Source organism: Streptomyces sp. NPDC107454, from assembly GCF_055582885.1.
In genome coordinates this window covers 519,957-538,668 of record NZ_JBVJPA010000007.1, presented here as the reverse complement: position 1 = coordinate 538,668, position 18,712 = coordinate 519,957, and the positions used below count along the sequence as shown (strand labels likewise).

Annotated in this window: 20 protein-coding genes and 1 pseudogene; 12 read left to right on the top strand and 9 right to left on the bottom strand. The window is 72.4% G+C overall.

Features of this window, described 5'->3' with window-relative positions:
* Positions 1-17 precede the first annotated feature (17 nt).
* Entirely contained in the window at positions 18-803 is a 786-nt protein-coding gene (locus tag ACZ69M_RS20690; RefSeq protein WP_470051648.1) for a nucleotidyltransferase domain-containing protein, read from the top strand.
* Here the strand turns inward: ACZ69M_RS20690 and ACZ69M_RS20685 are convergent.
* From ACZ69M_RS20685 to ACZ69M_RS20670, 4 genes are all read right to left on the bottom strand, one after another.
* Complete coding sequence (locus tag ACZ69M_RS20685; protein WP_470051646.1) at positions 699-1,481, bottom strand: nucleotidyltransferase domain-containing protein; 783 nt, start codon at positions 1,479-1,481, stop codon at positions 699-701. The two genes, ACZ69M_RS20690 and ACZ69M_RS20685, sit on opposite strands and share 105 nt — an antisense overlap.
* Positions 1,482-1,503: 22 nt before the next feature.
* A complete protein-coding gene (locus ACZ69M_RS20680) occupies positions 1,504-1,941 on the bottom strand; it encodes a Rieske (2Fe-2S) protein (protein ID WP_470051644.1) in 438 nt (145 codons plus the stop codon).
* A complete protein-coding gene (locus ACZ69M_RS20675) occupies positions 1,938-2,522 on the bottom strand; it encodes a DUF6529 family protein (protein WP_470051642.1) in 585 nt (194 codons plus the stop codon). The genes ACZ69M_RS20680 and ACZ69M_RS20675 overlap by 4 nt, the downstream gene beginning before the upstream one ends.
* 61 nt (positions 2,523-2,583) lie before the next feature.
* The gene (locus tag ACZ69M_RS20670) at positions 2,584-3,252 is read right to left on the bottom strand and encodes a hypothetical protein (RefSeq protein WP_470051727.1); all 669 of its coding nucleotides are present in this window, start codon (positions 3,250-3,252) and stop codon (positions 2,584-2,586) included.
* 39 nt (positions 3,253-3,291) lie between these two features.
* Between ACZ69M_RS20670 and ACZ69M_RS20665 the strand changes: the two genes are divergently transcribed.
* The 6 genes from ACZ69M_RS20665 (at position 3,292) to der (ending at position 8,626) form a co-directional block, all read left to right on the top strand.
* On the top strand, positions 3,292-3,918 hold the full coding sequence (locus ACZ69M_RS20665) for a YidB family protein (protein ID WP_470051640.1): 627 nt from the start codon (positions 3,292-3,294) through the stop codon (positions 3,916-3,918).
* A 166-nt stretch (positions 3,919-4,084) separates the two neighbouring features.
* Positions 4,085-4,447, top strand: coding sequence for a chorismate mutase (gene aroH, locus ACZ69M_RS20660; RefSeq protein WP_054234458.1), 363 nt, complete (start codon positions 4,085-4,087; stop codon positions 4,445-4,447).
* Complete coding sequence (locus ACZ69M_RS20655) at positions 4,444-5,529, top strand: prephenate dehydrogenase (protein WP_470051638.1); 1,086 nt, start codon at positions 4,444-4,446, stop codon at positions 5,527-5,529. Before aroH ends, ACZ69M_RS20655 begins: the two co-directional genes overlap by 4 nt.
* 168 nt (positions 5,530-5,697) lie before the next feature.
* Positions 5,698-6,393 carry a (d)CMP kinase gene (gene cmk, locus ACZ69M_RS20650; RefSeq protein ID WP_470051636.1) on the top strand — a complete coding sequence of 232 codons (696 nt, stop codon included), beginning with the start codon at positions 5,698-5,700 and terminating at the stop codon, positions 6,391-6,393.
* Positions 6,351-7,064, top strand: coding sequence for a lysophospholipid acyltransferase family protein (locus tag ACZ69M_RS20645; RefSeq protein ID WP_352051367.1), 714 nt, complete (start codon positions 6,351-6,353; stop codon positions 7,062-7,064). Before cmk ends, ACZ69M_RS20645 begins: the two co-directional genes overlap by 43 nt.
* Before the next feature lie 77 nt (positions 7,065-7,141).
* Positions 7,142-8,626 carry a ribosome biogenesis GTPase Der gene (gene der / locus ACZ69M_RS20640; protein WP_470051634.1) on the top strand — a complete coding sequence of 495 codons (1,485 nt, stop codon included), beginning with the start codon at positions 7,142-7,144 and terminating at the stop codon, positions 8,624-8,626.
* Positions 8,627-8,689: 63 nt separating this feature from the next.
* Here the strand turns inward: der and ACZ69M_RS20635 are convergent, their stop codons facing one another.
* Positions 8,690-9,097, bottom strand: a complete 408-nt coding sequence (locus tag ACZ69M_RS20635; protein WP_470051632.1) for a hypothetical protein — start codon at positions 9,095-9,097, stop codon at positions 8,690-8,692.
* 153 nt (positions 9,098-9,250) lie between these two features.
* Positions 9,251-10,024, bottom strand: a complete 774-nt coding sequence (locus tag ACZ69M_RS20630) for a hypothetical protein (protein WP_470051630.1) — start codon at positions 10,022-10,024, stop codon at positions 9,251-9,253.
* A 539-nt stretch (positions 10,025-10,563) separates the two neighbouring features.
* On the opposite strand from ACZ69M_RS20630, the gene ACZ69M_RS20625 reads away from it, so the two are divergent.
* Both ACZ69M_RS20625 and ACZ69M_RS20620 read left to right on the top strand, forming a co-directional pair.
* Entirely contained in the window at positions 10,564-11,280 is a 717-nt protein-coding gene (locus tag ACZ69M_RS20625; RefSeq protein WP_470051628.1) for a transglycosylase family protein, read from the top strand.
* A 129-nt stretch (positions 11,281-11,409) separates the two neighbouring features.
* The gene (locus ACZ69M_RS20620; protein ID WP_470051626.1) at positions 11,410-11,841 is read left to right on the top strand and encodes a transglycosylase family protein; all 432 of its coding nucleotides are present in this window, start codon (positions 11,410-11,412) and stop codon (positions 11,839-11,841) included.
* Here the strand turns inward: ACZ69M_RS20620 and ACZ69M_RS20615 are convergent.
* The 3 genes from ACZ69M_RS20615 to ACZ69M_RS20605 are packed head-to-tail and all read right to left on the bottom strand — an operon-like array spanning position 11,838 to position 15,711.
* Positions 11,838-12,494: an ATP-binding cassette domain-containing protein gene (locus tag ACZ69M_RS20615; protein ID WP_470051624.1), complete on the bottom strand. Its 657-nt coding sequence runs from the start codon at positions 12,492-12,494 to the stop codon at positions 11,838-11,840. The two genes, ACZ69M_RS20620 and ACZ69M_RS20615, sit on opposite strands and share 4 nt — an antisense overlap.
* Positions 12,491-15,217, bottom strand: a complete 2,727-nt coding sequence (locus tag ACZ69M_RS20610; RefSeq protein WP_470051622.1) for an ABC transporter permease subunit — start codon at positions 15,215-15,217, stop codon at positions 12,491-12,493. Before ACZ69M_RS20610 ends, ACZ69M_RS20615 begins: the two co-directional genes overlap by 4 nt.
* On the bottom strand, positions 15,217-15,711 hold the full coding sequence (locus ACZ69M_RS20605; protein ID WP_470051620.1) for a hypothetical protein: 495 nt from the start codon (positions 15,709-15,711) through the stop codon (positions 15,217-15,219). The genes ACZ69M_RS20610 and ACZ69M_RS20605 overlap by 1 nt, the downstream gene beginning before the upstream one ends.
* Positions 15,712-15,842: 131 nt before the next feature.
* Between ACZ69M_RS20605 and ACZ69M_RS20600 the strand changes: the two genes are divergently transcribed.
* The 3 genes and pseudogenes from ACZ69M_RS20600 (at position 15,843) to ACZ69M_RS20590 (ending at position 18,712) form a co-directional block, all read left to right on the top strand.
* On the top strand, positions 15,843-16,385 hold the full coding sequence (locus tag ACZ69M_RS20600; protein ID WP_470051618.1) for an MTB12 C-terminal domain-containing protein: 543 nt from the start codon (positions 15,843-15,845) through the stop codon (positions 16,383-16,385).
* Between the two features lie 48 nt (positions 16,386-16,433).
* Positions 16,434-17,696 (top strand): ABC transporter substrate-binding protein, encoded by a 1,263-nt coding sequence (locus ACZ69M_RS20595; protein ID WP_470051725.1) that lies wholly within the window; start codon positions 16,434-16,436, stop codon positions 17,694-17,696.
* Between the two features lie 137 nt (positions 17,697-17,833).
* Positions 17,834-18,712: pseudogene (locus ACZ69M_RS20590) on the top strand (hypothetical protein).

Below are 18,712 nucleotides of genomic sequence, written 5' to 3'. Positions count from 1 at the left end.
TCTGGGATGCTTGGACGATGATCGACGACGTCCTGGACATCGACCTCGCGGGTGTGGTGGCCGAGCAGCCCGACCCGGTGCTGTTCGCCACCGTCTCCGGGGCGCATCTGTACGGCTTCCCGTCCCGCGACTCGGATGTCGACCTGCGGGGTGTGCACCTGTTGCCGACGGCGGAACTGGTCGGCCTGCGCGAGCCGGAGGAGACCCGGTCGCGGATGTGGGACCGGGACGGCGTCGAGATGGACCTCGTCACCCACGACCTGCGCAAGTTCGTACGGCTGATGCTGCGGCGCAACGGCTATGTGCTGGAGCAGCTGCTCTCGCCCCTGGTCGTGCACACCGGGGAGGCGCACCGTGAGCTGGTCTCGCTCGCCCCCGGAGTCCTCACCTCCCACCACGCCCACCACTACCGGGGTTTCGCGGCGACCCAGTGGCGGCTTTTCGAGAAGACCGGTGAACTCAAGCCGCTGCTCTACACGTTCCGGGTGCTGCTCACCGGTATCCATCTGATGCGCGGCGGCGAGGTGCAGGCCGATCTGCGCACGCTGGCCGCGGAGGTCGGGGAGGCTCCCGTGTATCTGCCCGACCTGATCGCGGCGAAGGCGGAGCGGGAGCACGGGGACGCGGACGTCGACCACGCGCGTGTGGCGGCCGACGTGGAGCGGCTGCACGGCGTGCTGGATCTGGCGCAGGACGCCTCAGCCCTGCCGGACACTCCGTCCGCGTACGACGCCCTGCACGCGTTCGTCGTCCGGGTCCGGCTGGAGGGTCCGGGGAGCCTCGCGGTCCGCGCGGAGGGCTGAGGCGCGGCGGGTGCGCAGGAGGAAGTCCTCGACGCGGGCGTGGTCCGGTTCGGCGGGCAGCGGGCTGTGGGCGGCCGCCTCGGCCGCCTCGGTCGCCAGCCGGGACATCCAGGCCTCGACCTCCGCCCACGGGACCTCACCGCGCTTCACCGCGAGCAGCTCCTCGCGCCGGGGGCCGACGTCGATCGTCAGCGCCCCGGTGCGCAGCAGGTCACGGGAGCTCATGAGGAGGCGCAGGAGGTGCATGGCGTGCTTCCAGCGCGGGGCGCCGTGCTGGCGAACGTCGGCGTCCAGCTTCTTGCGCTGGCCCAGGGCGTAGCGGGCGAACGTGTCGTGCGCCCGGCGGGAGAGGAACGCCTCGCGCAGGGCGAGGAGCTCGCGACCCGTGTCGTCGACGTACTCGACCAGAGGGGAGTGCAGGCACTCCAGGATGTTCGGGTTGGCGCGCAGCGCGAGGGTGCAGAAGCGCTCCAGTTCCCAGCTGAACTGTTCCTCGGCCGGCCCCTCGATGTGTGTCGGAGGCTTCTCGAAGCGCCAGAAGAGAGGGGTCGGCGCGAGGAACACACCCCGGCGGTCCGTGTCGCTGCCGTCCGTGGCCAGCCCGAAGGCGCGCGAACCCATCACGCAGGAGTAGATCGTGTGGTCGCGCACCAGGGACACCGGGGCATCGGAATGCATGCCCTGGAGCGTACGTGCCCGCTCACGCCAGGAAGATCGAATTTCCCTTCACCGTGATCTTCTTCGCGGGCAGGGGACGCGGGGCCGGGCCGTGGACCACCGAGGCGTCGGTGATGCGGTACTTGCTGCCGTGGCAGGGGCAGTCGATGGTGCCGTCGGCGACTTTGTTCACCGTGCAGCCCTGATGGGTGCAGATCGCCGAGAAGGCCTTGAACTCGCCCTTCTTCGGTTGGGTGACCACGACCTTCTGGTCCTTGAAGACCTTGCCGCCGCCGACCGGGATGTCGCTCTTCTCGGCGAGTTCCCGGCCGGCCGAGGGCTTGGAGGAGGCGATCGGGGAGGGGGTCGCGGTGGGGGAGGCTGCCGACGAACTGTTGCTGTCGCCGTACTTGCTGCACCCCGCGAGCAGGAAGGCCGCGCCCGTTCCGAGAACCGTGCGCCGAGCCGGGGGGTTCGTCATGTCGTCACTCCGAACGTACGGAAGAACCAGAGAGCCGACGTCAGCCAGATGGCCGTGAGGACGACGAAGACGAGTCCTCCGACCAGGGGCAGCAGCCAGCCGGGCAGTCGCTCCGAGCGGAGCAAGAGCATTTTGGCACTAAATGCACCAAAGAAGAAGCAACCCAGGACCGAATGCCACATCACCCGCGGTTCGTACGTCTGATAGCCCAACGCGTACAGGCAGTGCACCGCGACCGGCACCGCCACCAGGAACGCGACACGTCCCGACCAGCGGTGCAGCGTCGGCGCCCAGCTCGGCCCGGGCAGCTTCCCGTAGACCATGAACGCCGAGACCAGCTGGACCAGCGCGAAGGCGAAGGCCGTCGTGGCCAGCCACGACTTCACCGCGCCCGTGCTGCTGAACCCCGCCAGGTTGAAGGCGGTCCCCGCCGGGTGGTGCTCCTTGCCGTAGGCGCCGAGGCAGACCGCGACCGCCGCGGCGACCAGGGCGGGGACGAGATAGCGGGCCGCGCCCGGGCGGCGGTGGGCGGGCGGGGGAGAGGGGAAGCCCTGGGTGGCGGCGTTCGGATCCACGGTCATATCGGCTCCCGATCAGGAGAGGGCCAGGAAAGGGTTCACGAACGGGTCTTGGCGTCACGGGTCATGGAGTGACGGGCGAGGCGGTGAGTGTCTGTCCGTCGACCGTCACCGTGCCGGTCCGAGGGTCGATCGCCGGCGCCGGCGCGGGCTTGCCGTCCCGGTCGAGGATGCCGACCTGTTTGCCGCCGGGCAGCACGATCCAGCCGCCGTCGAGCTTGGCGCCGCGCACGCCGGCGGTCGCGCGGTAGAGCCCGGACGGCTTGACCGCCTTGTTGGCGGTGAACGCGTAGTGCTGCCCGCCGAGGTCGACGGTGCCGCGGATGCTCCTGCCGTTCTTGAGCGTGCCGTTCAGTTCGGCGCCGTTCTTGCCGGTGAGCTTCATGGTGCCGTCGTCCTTGACGTCGCCCTTCAGCCACGACTCCTTGCTCCGGCCGTCGCAGAAGTACGCGATCGCCTTGCCGTCCCGCAGGGAGACCGCGACCGCGGAGGAGTCGTCGTCGGTGCGGCCCGCGTAGTCGGCGTTCGGCGGCGCGCTCTTCGAAGGGGGCGGGGAGCTCGACGGCGGCGGCGCAGTGGTGGGTGGCGGGCTCGCCTGCGGCGTGGCGCTGGGTGAGCGCTCCTGGTACGAGGAGGACGCGTTCGTCGTCCCCGTCGTCGCGTTGAGCGTCAGCATGAACACGGCGAGCAGGAGCCCCGCCAGAAGGGTGAGCAGCGGTCCTGGGCGTTTCATACGGGCCATGCGGGCCTCCCCCGAGGCGGGTCTTCTGCCATGAGAGCGGACCCGTGCCCCGGCGTCCAGAGGCGCACGGGTGTGTTCTCACTACAAGTGGCGGAACGGGGCGATTCGGGTCACATTGGCGAAGGTCCGGGCCCGGCGGTGGCCTGCCCCGGTCGCACTTCCGAAAGGCACTCCCCGGACACTCCCCGAACCGCACCCTCGAAAGGCGTGACCATGGCGGGTAACGATCTCGGCGGCCTGCTCGGCGGTCTCCTCGGCGGAGGCGGCCAGGGCGGCCAGGGCGGTACCGGCGGTACCGGCGCGGGCAACATCCTCGGCGCGCTGCTCGGCGCCCTGGGCGGCGGCGGTGGCCAGGCGGCCGGCGGCAATCCCCTGGGCGGCCTGCTCGACATGCTCACCAAGTCGGGCCTGATGGACCAGGCCCAGTCGTGGATCGGCACGGGCGAGAACAAGCCCGTCAGCGGTGAGCAGATCGCCCAGGCACTGCCCGACAGCACCCTCCAGGAGGTCGCTGCACAGGCCGGCGTCAGCCGGCAGGAGGCCGCGGACCAGATCGCCCAGCACCTGCCCCAGGCGGTCGACAAACTGACTCCGAGCGGAGAACTGCCGCAGCCGGGCGCCTCCCTGGAGGACCTCATCAAGCAGCAGTCGCTCTGAGACGTGCTCCTTTCCGTCTCCTTTCCGTGCGCGGCGGCCGTCTCGTCAGGCGGGCGCCGCGCACTCGCGCGTTGCGGCCTGACTACGCTGGTGCGACAAGACGAGACACGACGACATACGACGAGATACGACAGGTACGTAGCTCGGCTCAGCGAGGAGTGACACCGTGGCGGTACGAGCGGTCCGGGGCGCCGTCCAACTGGAACGGGACGAGGCCGGCCACATGGACGAGCAGGTCAGCGAGCTGCTCACCGCCGTCCTGGAACGCAACGGTCTCACCACCGACGACCTCATCAGCATCTGGTTCACCGCGACGCCCGATCTGCACAGCGACTTCCCGGCCGCCGCCGCCCGCAAGCTCGGCATCGTCGACGTACCGCTGATCTGCGCGCAGGAGCTGGACATCGAAGGCGCGATGCCCCGGGTCGTACGGGTCCTCGCGCACATCGAGTCCGACAAGCCCCGCGCCGACATCGCGCACGTCTACCTGGGTGCCGCGGGCGCGCTGCGCAAGGACATCGCCCAGTGAGAACCGCGCTCGTCATCGGAACCGGGCTGATCGGTACGTCGGCGGCCCTCGCGCTCTCCCAGCGGGGCGTCATCGTCCACCTCACCGACCACGACCCGGAGCAGGCCCGTACGGCGGCCGCGCTCGGCGCCGGTACCGACGGGGCGCCCGGCGGGCCCGTGGACCTCGCGATCGTGGCGGCCCCGCCGGCGCACGTGGCGGCGACACTCGCGGACGCCATGCGGCGCGGGGTCGCGCGCGGCTACCTCGACGTGGCCAGCGTCAAGGGCGGACCGCGCCGCGAGCTGGAGGCGCTCGGCCTCGACCTCTCCGCGTACATCGGTTCGCACCCCATGTCGGGCCGCGAGAAGTCGGGTCCGCTGGCCGCGACGGGCGACCTCTTCGAAGGCCGCCCCTGGGTCCTCACCCCCACCCGGGACACGGACACCGAGGTCCTGAACCTCGCCCTCGAGCTGGTGTCGCACTGCCGTGCCGTCCCGGTCGTCATGGACGCCGACGCCCACGACCGCGCGGTCGCGCTCGTCTCCCACATGCCGCACCTGGTGTCCAGCATGGTCGCCGCGCGTCTGGAGAACGCGGAGGAGGCGGCGGTACGGCTGTGCGGGCAGGGTATCCGTGACGTGACCCGGATCGCGGCCTCCGATCCCCGGATGTGGATCGACATCCTCTCCGCGAACCCGGGCCCGGTCGCCGATCTCCTCGCGGACGTCTCCGCCGACCTCGACGAGACCGTCCAGGCCCTGCGGGCCCTCCAGTCCTCCGACGAGGCCAAGCGGCGCGAGGGCGCGGGCGGCATCGAGGACGTCCTGCGCCGCGGCAACGCGGGCCAGGTCCGCGTCCCCGGCAAGCACGGTGCCGCGCCTCTGACGTACGAGACGGTGGCCGTCCTCATCGACGACCAGCCCGGCCAGCTGGCCCGCATCTTCGCCGACGCGGGGGCCGCCGGGGTCAACATCGAGGACGTACGCATCGAGCACGCGACCGGACAGCAGGCCGGCCTCGTCCAGCTGATGGTGGACCCGAAGGCGGCCCCGGTACTGAGCACGGCACTGCGGGAACGGGGCTGGGCGCTGCGGCAGTAGGGTCGGCGTCCGGCCCGGGGCGGACCGCCCCGGGGCGACGTCGGCCCTGCCCGTGTGGTGGGCCCGGGAAGGGCCAGTAATGCGGGGTCCGGGGAGACAGTAACCTTGTGCTGGGCGCGATCGTGCCCCGCACAGACCTCCACCCCGCACCAGGAAGGTGTTCCCACCGTGGAAAACGGCGCCGCCCGGCCCGCCCCGGCAGTGATTGTCGCCATCGACGGCCCCTCCGGCACGGGCAAGTCGAGCACCTCCAAGGCCGTGGCCGCGAAGCTGGGCCTCAGCTACCTGGACACGGGCGCGCAGTACCGGGCGATCACCTGGTGGATGGTGGCCAACGGCATCGACATCACGGACCCGACCGCGATCGCCGACGTGGCAGGGAAGCCGGAGATCATCTCCGGGACCGACCCGTCCGCGCCGGCCATCACGGTCGACGGGACCGACGTCGCGGGCCCGATCCGCACCCAGGAGGTCACCTCCAAGGTCAGCGCGGTCAGCGCGGTGCCCGAGGTGCGCGCCCGGATCACCGAGCTGCAGCGTTCGATCGCGGCCGCCGCCGAGCTGGGGATAGTCGTCGAGGGACGCGACATCGGCACCACCGTGCTGCCGGACGCCGATCTGAAGATCTTCCTCACCGCTTCCCCGGAGGCGCGTGCCTCCCGCCGCAGCGGCGAGCTGAAGGGCGCGGACGTCAACAGCACCCGCGAGGCCCTGCTCAAGCGGGACGCCGCCGACTCCACCCGTAAGACCTCCCCCCTCGCCAAGGCGGACGACGCGGTCGAGGTGGACACCTCCGACCTCACGCTCCAGCAGGTCATCGAGTGCGTCGTCACCCTCGTCGAGGAGAAGCGGGCCGCCAAGTGACCGCACCCTCCGAGAGAGGCGCCGAGGTAGGCCGCCGTATCGGCGTCGGCCTGATGTACGGGCTGTGGAAGCCGCGCGTGCTCGGCGCCTGGAAGGTCCCCGCGACCGGCCCGGCGATCTTGGCCGTGAACCACTCGCACAACATCGACGGCCCGATGGTCATGGGCGTGGCGCCCCGCCCCACCCACTTCCTGATCAAGAAGGAAGCGTTCATCGGCCCGCTCGACCCCTTCCTGCTGGCCATCGGCCAGCTGAAGGTGGACCGTGAGACCACCGACCGCACCGCCATCACCGACGCCCTCGGCGTCCTGTCGTCCGGTGGCGTGCTCGGGATCTTCCCGGAGGGCACCCGCGGCGAGGGCGACTTCGCCTCGCTGCGTGCCGGTCTCGCGTACTTCGCGGTCCGCTCCGGCGCGCCGATCGTCCCGGTGGCGGTCCTGGGAAGTTCCGAGAAGAGCAGCAGGCTGACCAAGGCGCTGCCCCCGCTGCGCAGCCGGGTCGACGTCGTCTTCGGAGACCCCTTCGAGGCGGGCGACGGCAGCGGACGGCGTACCCGCAAGGCGCTGGACGAGGCGACCGCCCGCATCCAGAAGCAGCTGAGCGCCCACCTGGACCACGCCAGGCGTCTGACAGGACGCCCGGAAAACGCCGGGCGCCCCACCGGGCACTAGGCGACACTTGAGTAGTGGATCACCCGATATGCGGGCGGTCCACCGATCACCACGATGAACGACGAGGTACGGACTTCATGAACGACCACATCCAGCCCGACGGCTCGGCCGGCCCGGCCGAGCACGAGCACGGGGCGCTTGGCGATGCCGAGTACGCGGAGTTCATGGAGCTCGCCGCGGAAGAGGGCTTCGACATCGAGGACGTCGAGGGCGCGATCGACGAGGCGGGCCACGGCCCGCTGCCCGTCCTCGCCGTCGTCGGCCGCCCGAACGTCGGCAAGTCGACCCTGGTGAACCGGATCATCGGCCGTCGCGAAGCGGTCGTCGAGGACAAGCCCGGCGTCACCCGCGACCGCGTCACCTACGAGGCCGAGTGGGCGGGCCGCCGTTTCAAGCTCGTCGACACCGGCGGCTGGGAGCAGGACGTCCTCGGCATCGACGCGTCCGTCGCCGCGCAGGCCGAGTACGCGATCGAGGCCGCCGACGCGGTCGTCTTCGTCGTCGACGCCAAGGTCGGCGCGACCGACACCGACGAGGCGGTCGTACGCCTTCTCCGCAAGGCGGGCAAGCCCGTCGTGCTGTGCGCCAACAAGGTCGACGGCATGAGCGGCGAGTCCGACGCCTCGTACCTCTGGGCCCTCGGTCTCGGCGAGCCGCACCCCGTGTCCGCGCTGCACGGCCGCGGCACCGGCGACATGCTGGACGCCGTCCTCGAGGCCCTGCCCGAGGCCCCGGCGCAGACCTTCGGCACCGCGGTGGGCGGCCCCCGCCGCATCGCCCTCATCGGTCGCCCGAACGTCGGCAAGTCCTCCCTGCTGAACAAGGTGGCGAACGAGGACCGTGTGGTCGTCAACGAGGTCGCGGGCACTACCCGTGACCCGGTCGACGAGCTCATCGAACTCGGCGGCATCACCTGGAAGTTCGTCGACACGGCGGGCATCCGCAAGCGCGTCCACCTCCAGCAGGGCGCGGACTACTACGCCTCGCTGCGCACGGCCGCCGCCGTCGAGAAGGCCGAGGTCGCGGTCATCCTGATCGACGCGTCCGAGACCATCTCCGTACAGGACCAGCGCATCGTGACGATGGCCGTCGAGGCGGGCCGTGCGATCGTCCTCGCCTTCAACAAGTGGGACACCCTCGACGAGGAGCGCCGCTACTACCTGGAGCGGGAGATCGAGACCGAGCTCCTCCAGGTGGCGTGGGCGCCCCGGGTGAACGTCTCGGCGCGCACCGGACGGCACATGGAGAAGCTCGTCCCCGCGATCGAGGCGGCCCTGGACGGCTGGGAGACCCGTGTCCCGACCGGCCGTCTGAACGCCTTCCTCGGCGAGCTCGTCGCCGCCCACCCGCACCCGGTCCGCGGCGGCAAGCAGCCCCGCATCCTCTTCGGAACGCAGGCCGGCACCAAGCCCCCGCGGTTCGTGCTCTTCGCCTCCGGCTTCATCGAGCACGGCTACCGGCGCTTCATCGAGCGCCGGCTGCGCGAGGAGTTCGGCTTCGAGGGGACGCCGATCCACATCTCCGTACGGGTGCGTGAGAAGCGCGGCACCAAGAAGAAGTGACGTAGCGGCAGGTGAGGGGCGGCTCCCGGGGGAGCCGCCCCTCACCTGTTCAACCGTTTCTGCTCACAGCCCCCTGCGGGGCGCGGGTGGCAGTGCGGCCGGGATGTGGTGCAGTCCCGTACCGTGCTGGCGCGCCACCGGTTGCCAGACGCCGGTCGTCGAAGCGCCGTGACCGTGCTGGGAGCCGCCGTTGCGCGCGGAGTACGCCCCGGCGCTGTAGGAGCTGTACGACGAGGGGTACGAGGATCCGCCGTACGCGCTGGAACCCTGTGTCAGGATCCCGAAGGCCGTGAAGCCGAGCTCGTCCTCGCCGTGGCGGTCGCCGGGCAGGGCCCTGAACGATCTGACCCACTCGGCGTAGAGCGCGTCATAGATCGGCGTGGCCGAGGGGCGGCCCGGAGGGTCCTGAGCCGCTCGCGCGGCCGGGATCGGCTGGAAGGGCTGGCGGCGGGGGGCGTCGTAGGTGTGCACGTATGTGCCAACGACCCCACGGCCCAACAGATGCGGTCACACCTTTGCTTCCCCCCGCCGCCCCGTCAGGGGCGCGGGGAACCGCGTGCTCAGCCACATGCGGCCCGCAGCCGACAACGCACCCCCGCACCCCGGCTCAACCCAGTGGAACGCTCACGTTCCGGCGAGCGGCATCGCGGCAGCCACCAACTTCCCGTTCGCCGCCGCCTTGTCCAGCGCGTCCCGCAGCAGATCCTCCCGCGGCTGCCGCCCGATCGACCCGACCGGCGCCGCGAACAGCAACACCTGCTGGTGCTTGTTGGCGGCGGCCCGCCAGCTCTCCGCGACCTGGAGCGCCTGGTGCGCCTGCCACCAGGCGACGGGCGACCCGCCCCCCGTGCCCGGCTGGAGCACGGCGTGCAGCTGCCCCATGGCGAGCAGTACGGACCACCCGTGCAGCACCGGCGGCACCGAGCTCAGCTCGGTCACCGGCATGAACCCCTGTTCGATGAGGAGCGGCAGGAAGTCGTCACCGATGTCCGTCGAGCCGGGCCGCACGATGGGCCCCGTGGGCTCGACGACGAGCGCGGGGTGCAACTCGCCGCTGATCAGGACGAGTCCGCTGGTGACGCCGAGCACGGCCTGCTCGGGCGCGGCCTGGGCGGGCACACCGTCGGGGTGGATCGAGCGGACGGCGCCCTGGAGTTGCTCCTCGGTGACCTGGACGACCTGTGAGGGCAGGCAGGTGGCGTGGGCGAAGGCGAGGACGGCGGTCTCGTCGCCGATGAACAGGACGGTGCTGGTGCGCTCCTGTTCCGAGTCGCCCGGGGTGCGGCAGGACGTGCAGTCGTAACTGCCCGGGGCGTTCTCTCCGGCGAGCAGCCGGTCGGCTTCTTCGTCGCCGATCTCGGCGCGTACGTCGTCGCTGACGTCGAGCATGCGCGGCACGGGTGGCTCCTCGGGATGCGGTGCGTGGCGATGCCGGGTGGCTCCCGGCCCATGAATCCGGGGGTCCCGGCTCATGAAGATGACAACGGGCGATCTGTGGCCGGAGTCACGCCCGGGAGCGAACGGAATCGAACCATCCGACGCGCAGGGTGATCCCTTGTGCGGAATCTGTTACTCCGAGCCAACTTCGTGCGTGTTCAAGGAAGTTGGTTCCGTGAAGTGGGTCACAGGTCACTTGAGCGGCTGGTCGACAAATCCTGAAATCAGCCTATGAAGTGGGTGGCCGAAAATCGCCGATACCCGCGGTAACTATGAACTGGCCTCGAATGACATGGAGTTGGTTGATATCGGGGCGACCGTGTCCATAGATTTCTCGGCCGTGTGCACAGAGCACCGCTCGGGTACGTCCGCCGGCCGAACCGTACGACTGGTTCGCAGCACCACCTCCGGCGGACGGGGCGGAGCACGACGACCGCGTCCTACGCGCAGGAAGTCGCGCCCCGCCTTGGGGGATCCCGGGTGTTTCGAGAGGGAACTACATGTCCGCATGTGCCGATAACACTCGTAAGGTTCGTACGACGCGTACGACGGCGGTCCTCACCGGGGCGGCTCTGCTCGCCCCGCTCGGACTGCTCGCCGCGACCGGCAACGCCGCCGCGGCCGACAGCGGAGTGTGGGACCGCATCGCCAAGTGCGAGAGCGGCGGAAACTGGCACATCAACACCGGCAACGGCTACTACGGAGGACTGCAGTTCTCCGCCGGCACCTGGCGGGCGTACGGCGGTTCGGCCTACGCCTCGACCGCCGACAAGGCCTCCAAGGCCGCCCAGATAGCTGTTGCCACCAAGGTCCAGAACGCACAGGGATGGGGCGCCTGGCCCACCTGTTCGGCGCGGGCCGGAGCGTACGGCAACGCACCCGCGTCCTCGGGCGCCGGGTCGTCCGGAGGGTCGGCCACCACGAAGTCGGCACCCAAGGCCGCACCCAAGTCGACGTCGAAGTCGGTCTCCGAGCCGGCTCCCACCAAGTCGACGACCAGGTCGGCCCCCGCACAGGCGTCCGAGGCCCCGGCGCGCGCATCCGGTCACACGAACCGCGCGGCGTCCCGCGGTGACTACACCGTCCGCGGCGGCGACACCCTGAGCGGCATCGCGGAGCGGCACGGAACGACCTGGCGGGAGATCTACGCCGCCAACCGGGCGGTCATCGGTGGTGACCCCGACCTGATCATGCCCGGCCAGCGGCTCGACCTCTGAGCCCCGGCTCCACCCCGCCGCCCCACCCGGTCCTCCGACCGGGTGGGGCGGCGGGCGCGGCGGGGCGGACGTGCCCGGTGCGCTGTCCAGCGTGACCCGACGCACCTCGAGCCGACACCGGCGCCCCTGTTGAGCAAGCGCATGCGGTACGCGGCCGCGACCGTGGTCGCCGCCACCCTGGCCGCCCTCGTTCCCGCGAGGGCGGCCGTCGCGTCCCCGTTCCCGTCCCCGTTGTCCGGCCCGTGGGCGGGGCGGGTGTCGCACAACTGTGCGCGGGACCACTGGCCCTGGGGCTGCCTCGCCGAGTGCGAGAGCGGCGGGCGCCGGCATGCGAACACCGGAAACCACTACTACGGAGGGCTGCAGTTCGGGCAGCACACCTGGGTGGCGTTCGGGGGCCTGGCGTACGCCCCGCGCGCGGATCTGGCCCGGTGGGAGGAGCAGATCAAGATCGGCAAACTGGTGGTGGACGCCCAGGGGTGGGACGCCTGGCCCGTCTGTGCCAAGAGGTACAAACTCCGGGACCGCACACGTGTGGTGAACCCCGGCCGGACGTTCTAGGCCTGCCGACGGCGCACTTCGGCCGCCTCTCCGCTGAACGCGACCGAGCCCCGGCTCAGTTCATGGACGTAGGTCGTACGGCCCGTCCGTTCGCGCAGACCGGGCGGCAACCGCTGCTCGGCGACCACCACGCACGCGTCGAGTCCGCCGAGGAGCTCGTACGTGCGGGCCGCGACCGCCGGTGACATGCCCTGCGCGGGCTCGTCGACGAGCACCACACGCGCGGGTGCCAGCAGGGCGCGGGAGACGGCGAGCATGCGCTGCTCGCCCCCGGAGAGGGTGCCGGCGCGTCGCGGAAGGAGGGGCTCCAACTGCGGGTACGCGTCGAGGAAGGGAGCGAAGTCGGGCGCGGTCAGCTCCAGGTGCTCGCGGACCGTGAGCGAGCCGAAGACCGCCCGGCGCTCCGGGACCAGGCACAACCCGCGCCGGGCCCGTTCGAAGGCGGGCAGCCGGGTCACGTCCACCCCGTCCCAGACGACCGTGCCGTCGGACAGCGGCACGGTTCCCGCGAGGGCGCGCAGGGCGGTCGTACGGCCCGAGCCGTTGCGGCCGAGCAGCACGGTGAGGCCGGGGCCGGGCGCGACCAGGGTCACGCCGTGCAGGGCCTCCAGGGGGCCGTAACGCACACGCGCGTGGCGCAGGGAGATGTTCATCCGCGCCCCCGCTCCAGTACGTGGCCGGCGGGGCCGGAGGTGACGACGCGTCCGGCGGTCATGACATGGACGACGTCCGCGAGGCCGGCGACCAGATCGAGGTCGTGCTCGACGACCAGCAGGGCCGTGCCGTCCGCGGCGAGTGCGCGCAGTACCCGGGCCAGCGCGGTCACTTCGGCGGTGTCCAGGCCCGCGGCGGGCTCGTCGAGCAGCAGCACGTGCGGACTTCCCGCGAGGGCCCGCGCCAGCTCGACGCGTCTGAGCGTCCCGGTCGGCAGTCCCCCGGCGGGCAGCGCGCGGACCGGCCCGTCGAGCCCGAACAGCCGCAACGCCCGTTCCGCCGCGGCGGGATCGGCGATCCGGCCCTGCTCCGCCCCCACCTGGACGTTCTCGGCCACCGTCAACGAGGGGAAGACGGCCAGCTGCTGGAAGGTCCGCGCGATGCCGAGCCGGGTCCGGGCGTGCGCGGCGAGCCGGGTGATGTCCCGTTCGCCGAACAGCACCCTGCCGTGCGAGGGCCGGAGCGTTCCGGCGAGGCAGTGGAACAGGGTGCTCTTGCCTGCCCCGTTGGGCCCCACGACAGCGGTGACCCACCCGGGCCGGACCTCGAGATCGACCCCGTCGAGCGCGGTGAACCCGTCGTAGGCGACCCGTATCCGTCGGGCGAACAGAGATCCGGGCATCGGCACGGCCGGAGTGTGCGGGGAGCTCGGCCTGCGTGCTGTCGTGTCCCGCCCGGGTGTTGCGGCTCGCTGGCCCCGGGCCGCCCTCGTGGGTCCGTCGGGAGCAGGACGGTCACCGGTGCCCGGTGGCGCGGCGGCGGGTTCCGGTCCGGTGCCGTCCGGCCGTCCGGCGGGCCCCGTCTCCACCGCCCGCAGGCGCCGCCGTACCCGCGCCCCCAGCGGGGTCGGCGTCGCCCCGCGGCGCGGCCGGAGCCTGGACGCCGCCGTGCGCAGGGCCTCGTACGGGCCACCGGGGAACCGGCCGACGAACACGGCGAGGACCCCGATCAGCGCCGCGGCGACCCCGCCGCGCGCCCCCGCGTCGAGCCCCACCAGCAACGCCGCCGCGGCCAGCGCGCCGAGGGCGCTGTCGGCGCCGAGCACCACGACCGCCGCGAACCAGAGCAGCCCGCGCACCGGGTCGTACGCCGTCGCGTCGAAGGCGCGCACACCCATGCCGAGCATCCCCCCACCCAGCGCGGCCAGGGCGGCGCCCGCCACGAAGGCCGTCAGCTTCAGCGCGGGGACCCGCACGCCCGCCGCGGAGGCGCCCGACGCGTGGTCGCGCATCGCGGCCAGGGCGCGGCCCGTACGGCCCCGGCGCAGCGCCGCCGTCGCCAGCAGCGCGGCCGCCAGCAGCCCCAGTTCGAGCACGTAGTACGCGCGGTCGCCGTCGAAGCCCGCCGGGCGGTCAAGGGACAGCCCCGAGGTCGCGTAGGGCTGGGCGAAGACGAAACGGCTGACGCCCACCCCCACGGCGAACGTCGCCAGGGCCAGCGCCAGGCCGTGGCGGCCGATCGCCGGCCAGCCGGTCAGGACCCCGAGCGGGGCGACCAGCACCACCGCCACCGCCAGCGCGGCCAGTTCGGGCAGACGGGGCAGTCCGGGGAAGCGGCCGACGGCCAGCAGCGCGGTGAAGAGGGCGCCCAGACCCGCGTACGCCGCCTGCCCGAGGGAGATCTGACCGCCGCGGCCGGTCACCACGACCAGGGACAGGAGCACCACACCCAGCGCGGGCACCTGCACCGACGTGTGCAGGTCCGAGCCCGCGAGGCCGAGCGGCAGCAGGAACAGCACGACCGCGACGATCCACGCGCCCGGCGGCGTCGCCACCCGGGCCGTCGCCGTACGCGGCAGGGCGTCCCGGCCGCCGATCCCCGGCAGGACGAGCGCCGCGACCAACAGGGCCACCACGAACAGGTTCGCGCCCACCGCCTGGAGCAGCGGCTCCGCCCAGCCCGCCGGATGCAGCCGCGTCAGCTGGCTCTGCGCGACCCCGAGACCCAGCGCCACCACGACGGCCACCGGCAGACTGCGCATCCGGGCGGCGACGGCCACCGCCATCACCTCCATGACGAGCAACGGCATGCCGTACGGATCGAGTCGTACGTACGGCGCCAGGAGCACGCCCGTCAGGCCCGCCGTGAAGGAGCCGAACGCCCAGCCCGCGGCGGCCACCCGGTCCGCGTCGATGCCGCCGAGCACGGCGAGCGAGCGGTCGTCGACCACGGCCCGCAGCTCCGTGCCGAAGCGCGTCCAGCGCGTCACGCCCCCCACCCCGGCCGCCAGTGCGACGGCGACCGCCAACTGCCCCCACGGGTCCGCCGACACCAGCGTCGGCGCGTCCGCGCGCGCCCCGGTGCCCCACACCAGCGCGGCCCCGCCGACCAGCAGCACGAAGACGCCGAGAGACGCGACCAGCGTCTGCGCCGGGTCGCCGCCGAGGACGGACAGGGGGCGGAAGACGAACCGTTCCAGGGCCACACCGATCGCGGGGGCCACCAACAACAGCGTCACCGCGGCACCGAGCACGAGCGGCCAGCCCCACACCACCGTGAACTGCCGCAGCAGATACGCGCACACCATCGCGATCGCGCCGTGCGCGAAGTTCAGCACCCCGGTCGCCCGATGGGTGACGACCAGCCCGATCCCGGTGAGCGCCGCCGCGCCGCCGACCGAGAGCCCGGCCAGCGTGAGGTCGTACGTCAGGGAACCGCTCATCACCGCTCCGGCGCGGGCGACCGCTCGGCCGCGGGCGGCTCACAGATCGGGCACGGGCCCAACTCCCCGCTCGCCAGTACCCGCGAGTCCACCGGCACGGCGGCCGGCTTCCCCGCGACCAGCGGGCAGTCCGCGCGGTGCCACAGTGTGCCCCCGGGGACCATCAGCAGCTCCCCGCTGACCGCGAGCGGCGCGACGGCGGCCTGTCCGGACCGCTCCGCGTCGGCGGGCTCGGCCGCCACCAGCAGCCCGTACAACTCCTCGACGCGCGCCGCCGCCAGGGCGCTCCTGCCGTGCGTGAGCAGCACCGCGCCCGCGACGATCAGCGCGGCCCCGGGAACCGTGCAGGACGCCAGGAAGGGCAACTGCCGTTCCGCGTACCGCTCGCCCGAGACGCCGTACCAGCCGATGACGCACAGCACCGCCCCGGCGGCCAGCGCGGCGCACCCCGCCCACAGGACGGGGTGCACGGTCCGCAGTCGAGATGTCCGCATCCTGGCTCCCAGACGTCGTGTGGCTGTCTGTCTTCCAAGTCCGCCAATGGACTTGCACTATGCCTTCTGGAAGCTGACCCTGAAACCTCCGGGCGCGGTCGGCCCGGACCGACACCCGGTGGTGAGCCAGCATGGTTCTCGGGAGCGACCTCAGGCGGGACAACGGCCGGGGGGTGGCGGCGCTGGTCGCGCTCGTCCTCGCCGGGGCCCTCACGGCGTGCGGCGACAGCAGCGGCGGCGGGAGTTCGACGCCTGTGCCCACCCCCACCGTGGAGCGGCCCAGCAGCGCGTCGCCCAGTCCGACCGGGCCGGACGACCCGGCGGCGGCCGAGAACCAGGTCAGGCGGAACTGGGAGAAGTTCTTCTCCCCGTCCGTCCCCGTCAAGGACAAACTGAACTACCTGGAGAACGGCGACAGGATGACCACGGTCGTCCAGGGCTTCAGCGGCGACAAGCGTGGTCAGCAGGTCGCCGCCCAGGTCCAGAAGGTCGTGTTCACCGCGCCGGCCGTCGCCGAGGTGACGTACGCGCTGACCCTGAAGGGCGCGACCGCCCTGCCGGACGCCTCCGGGACGGCCGTCTACGAGAACGGCACCTGGAAGGTCTCCGACAACACCCTCTGCGCCCTGGTCGCGCTGAGCGGCGACGGATCCGCGACCCCGTCCGGCTGCTGACCCGCCGTGCGCCCCAAGGGAGTTCCCGGAGGAGTCCTCGCCGCGGGCCTGCCGCTCCTGCTGGGCACGGCACTCGTCCTGGGCACGGCGGCCTGCGGCAGCCGCCTGCCCGAGAGCGACTTCGAGCACCGGACCGCGCCCGCCCCGCAGAGCACCGCTCCGCTCCGTGTCGGCATCGTCACCAGCGCCACCAGCCCCGTCGGAGGCTCCGCCTTCACCGGCCCCCGCGACGGGGCCAAGGCCTACTTCGACCGCCTCAACGCGCGAGGGGGCATCGGCGGCCGCCCGGTCGAGGTGCGCACCTGCGACGACGGCGGCAGCGGCGTGGGTGACAACGAGTGCGTGCACCGGCTCGTCGACGAGGACAAGGTCGTCGCCCTCGTCGCCACCACCGCCCTCGACTACGCGGGCGCCCCCCGCGTGTCCGCCGCCGGGGTGCCCGACATCGGCGGACAGCCCATCGGCGCGGCCTACGACACCTATCCGCACCTCTACGGGATCTACGGCAGCCTCGCGCCCCGCGAGGGAACACCGGGCTGGGGCGGGAAGCTGTACGGCGGCACGGAGGTCTACCGCTACTTCAAGCGCGTCCAGGGCGCCCGTACGGCCGCCGTGATCTCCTACAACCAGTCCGCGTCGGCCGCGTACGCCCGGCTCGTCACCCGGGGTCTGAAGGCCGAGGGCTACCAGGTGGTCACCGAACAGGTCGACTTCGCGCTGCCCAACTTCCGTGCCGCCGCGGCCGATCTGAAGGACCAGGGCGCCGACCTCGTCTTCGACGCCCTCGACACGCACGGCAACGCCCAGCTGTGCAAGGCGATGGACGACGTCGGCGCCAAGGTCATCGCCAAGGTCACCAACGTGCAGAACTGGACCTCCACCGTCCCCGAGGACTACAAGGACGCCCCGCGCTGCCGCAACGCCCTGTGGGCGACCGGATCCAGCCGGAACTACGAGGACACCTCCGACGCCGCCGTCCGCGCGTTCCGGGACGCCACCAAGAGCCTGCCCACGCACTCCCAGTGGCAGCTGGAGGGATGGGCGGCCGCGATGTGGTTCACGGACGCCGCCAAGTCCTGCGCGAAAACGGGCGTCACGCGCGCGTGTGTCGACCGCTTCATGAACCGCGGCGCCCCGTACACCGCCGACGGCCTGCTGATCCCCGTCACCTCCGAGCGCCTCCCCATGCCTCCGAAGAGCCGCCGGACCTGCGTCTCGGTGGCCCGCTGGGAGGACGGCAGGGGGTGGGTCTCCCAGGGCGACATGAACAGCGACTGCTTCGAGGTACCGCAACTGTCGTACGAGCCCTGACGTGCCTCGACTGTCCTGCGCGCCCTGATGTGCACATGAGAAGCAACCCATCACCCGTGCCTGGGGTCTATTCCGACAGGAGGCGGATCCGACGGAGGACCCGTTGGTGCCGCCCCGCACGAAAGGGCGCTCGCATGATGACACCGGTCCCGCGGACCGCTCGGCACCGCGCCGACCCGGACGCCGCCGTGCCCACGGACGCCGCCGTGCCCCCGTGCGCCGACTGCATCGCCGACTCCGCGGGCGGACTGACCTTCGACGTCACCGAGACCGGCGAGCCGGGCGCCGCGCTCCTGGTGCTGCGCCGCCGCGAGGGCCACGAGGAGGTCAGCCTGCCGCTGACCTCCACCGGGGACGGCAGGCTGCGCGCCGCGCTGCCCAGCGGCCCTGCCCGAGGGCCGCTGGGACGCCTACGCCCAGGTCGCGGGAGGCGAGCCGCGACGGCTGGCCCCGGGTGTCCACGACCTGCGCTCGCTCGTCGACCGGGTCCCCAGCGGCTCCCTCGGCCATGTCGCCGTCCGCATCCCGTACTCCCCCAAGTTCTCGGCTTCGCTCGAACAGGGGGACCCCCATCCCGGCACGGCAATCTCTCCGTGCGCAGCTGGCTGCGGGCCCCGCACGCGGAGGCCGTCGAGTTGTACCGGGGGGAGCGGGGACTGGGCGTACGAGGCCGGGTGTACGGCGTTCCCCTCGCGCCGGACGCGTATGCCGAGGTCTGCCACCGGGACGCGGCCGGTCCGCTGATCCGCGCGGAAGCGGCCGTGGAGCAGGCGGAGTTCGGCTTCACGGTGGCCTACGGCGCCCTGCGACCCGGCGTCCGGGACCTGTGGCTGCGCCCGGCGGGGGAAGGCGGGCCCCGGGTACGGATCGCGCGGCTGCTCGACGCCATCGCCGACAAGCGCCCCTTCCTCATCCACCCGAGGGTGCCGGTGAAGACCCTGTACGGCCCGGTGGAGGCCGGGCCCTCCTACACGCGGGACAACGATCTGTCCGTGACGGTCACCGCGGCCGGCTGA

What these genes read in the sequence shown, in the direction of transcription:
- ACZ69M_RS20680 (WP_470051644.1), bottom strand. Translation starts at nt 1,941, where the DNA reads ATGACGAACCCCCCGGCTCGGCGCACGGTTCTCGGAACGGGCGCGGCC.
- ACZ69M_RS20605 (WP_470051620.1), bottom strand. Translation starts at nt 15,711, where the DNA reads ATGCGGACATCTCGACTGCGGACCGTGCACCCCGTCCTGTGGGCGGGG.
- ACZ69M_RS20600 (WP_470051618.1), top strand. Translation starts at nt 15,843, where the DNA reads ATGGTTCTCGGGAGCGACCTCAGGCGGGACAACGGCCGGGGGGTGGCG.
- ACZ69M_RS20670 (WP_470051727.1), bottom strand. Translation starts at nt 3,252, where the DNA reads ATGAAACGCCCAGGACCGCTGCTCACCCTTCTGGCGGGGCTCCTGCTC.
- der (WP_470051634.1), top strand. Translation starts at nt 7,142, where the DNA reads ATGAACGACCACATCCAGCCCGACGGCTCGGCCGGCCCGGCCGAGCAC.
- ACZ69M_RS20690 (WP_470051648.1), top strand. Translation starts at nt 18, where the DNA reads ATGATCGACGACGTCCTGGACATCGACCTCGCGGGTGTGGTGGCCGAG.
- ACZ69M_RS20685 (WP_470051646.1), bottom strand. Translation starts at nt 1,481, where the DNA reads ATGCATTCCGATGCCCCGGTGTCCCTGGTGCGCGACCACACGATCTAC.
- ACZ69M_RS20625 (WP_470051628.1), top strand. Translation starts at nt 10,564, where the DNA reads ATGTCCGCATGTGCCGATAACACTCGTAAGGTTCGTACGACGCGTACG.
- ACZ69M_RS20665 (WP_470051640.1), top strand. Translation starts at nt 3,292, where the DNA reads ATGAGAGCGGACCCGTGCCCCGGCGTCCAGAGGCGCACGGGTGTGTTC.
- ACZ69M_RS20615 (WP_470051624.1), bottom strand. Translation starts at nt 12,494, where the DNA reads ATGAACATCTCCCTGCGCCACGCGCGTGTGCGTTACGGCCCCCTGGAG.
- ACZ69M_RS20610 (WP_470051622.1), bottom strand. Translation starts at nt 15,217, where the DNA reads ATGAGCGGTTCCCTGACGTACGACCTCACGCTGGCCGGGCTCTCGGTC.
- ACZ69M_RS20675 (WP_470051642.1), bottom strand. Translation starts at nt 2,522, where the DNA reads ATGACCGTGGATCCGAACGCCGCCACCCAGGGCTTCCCCTCTCCCCCG.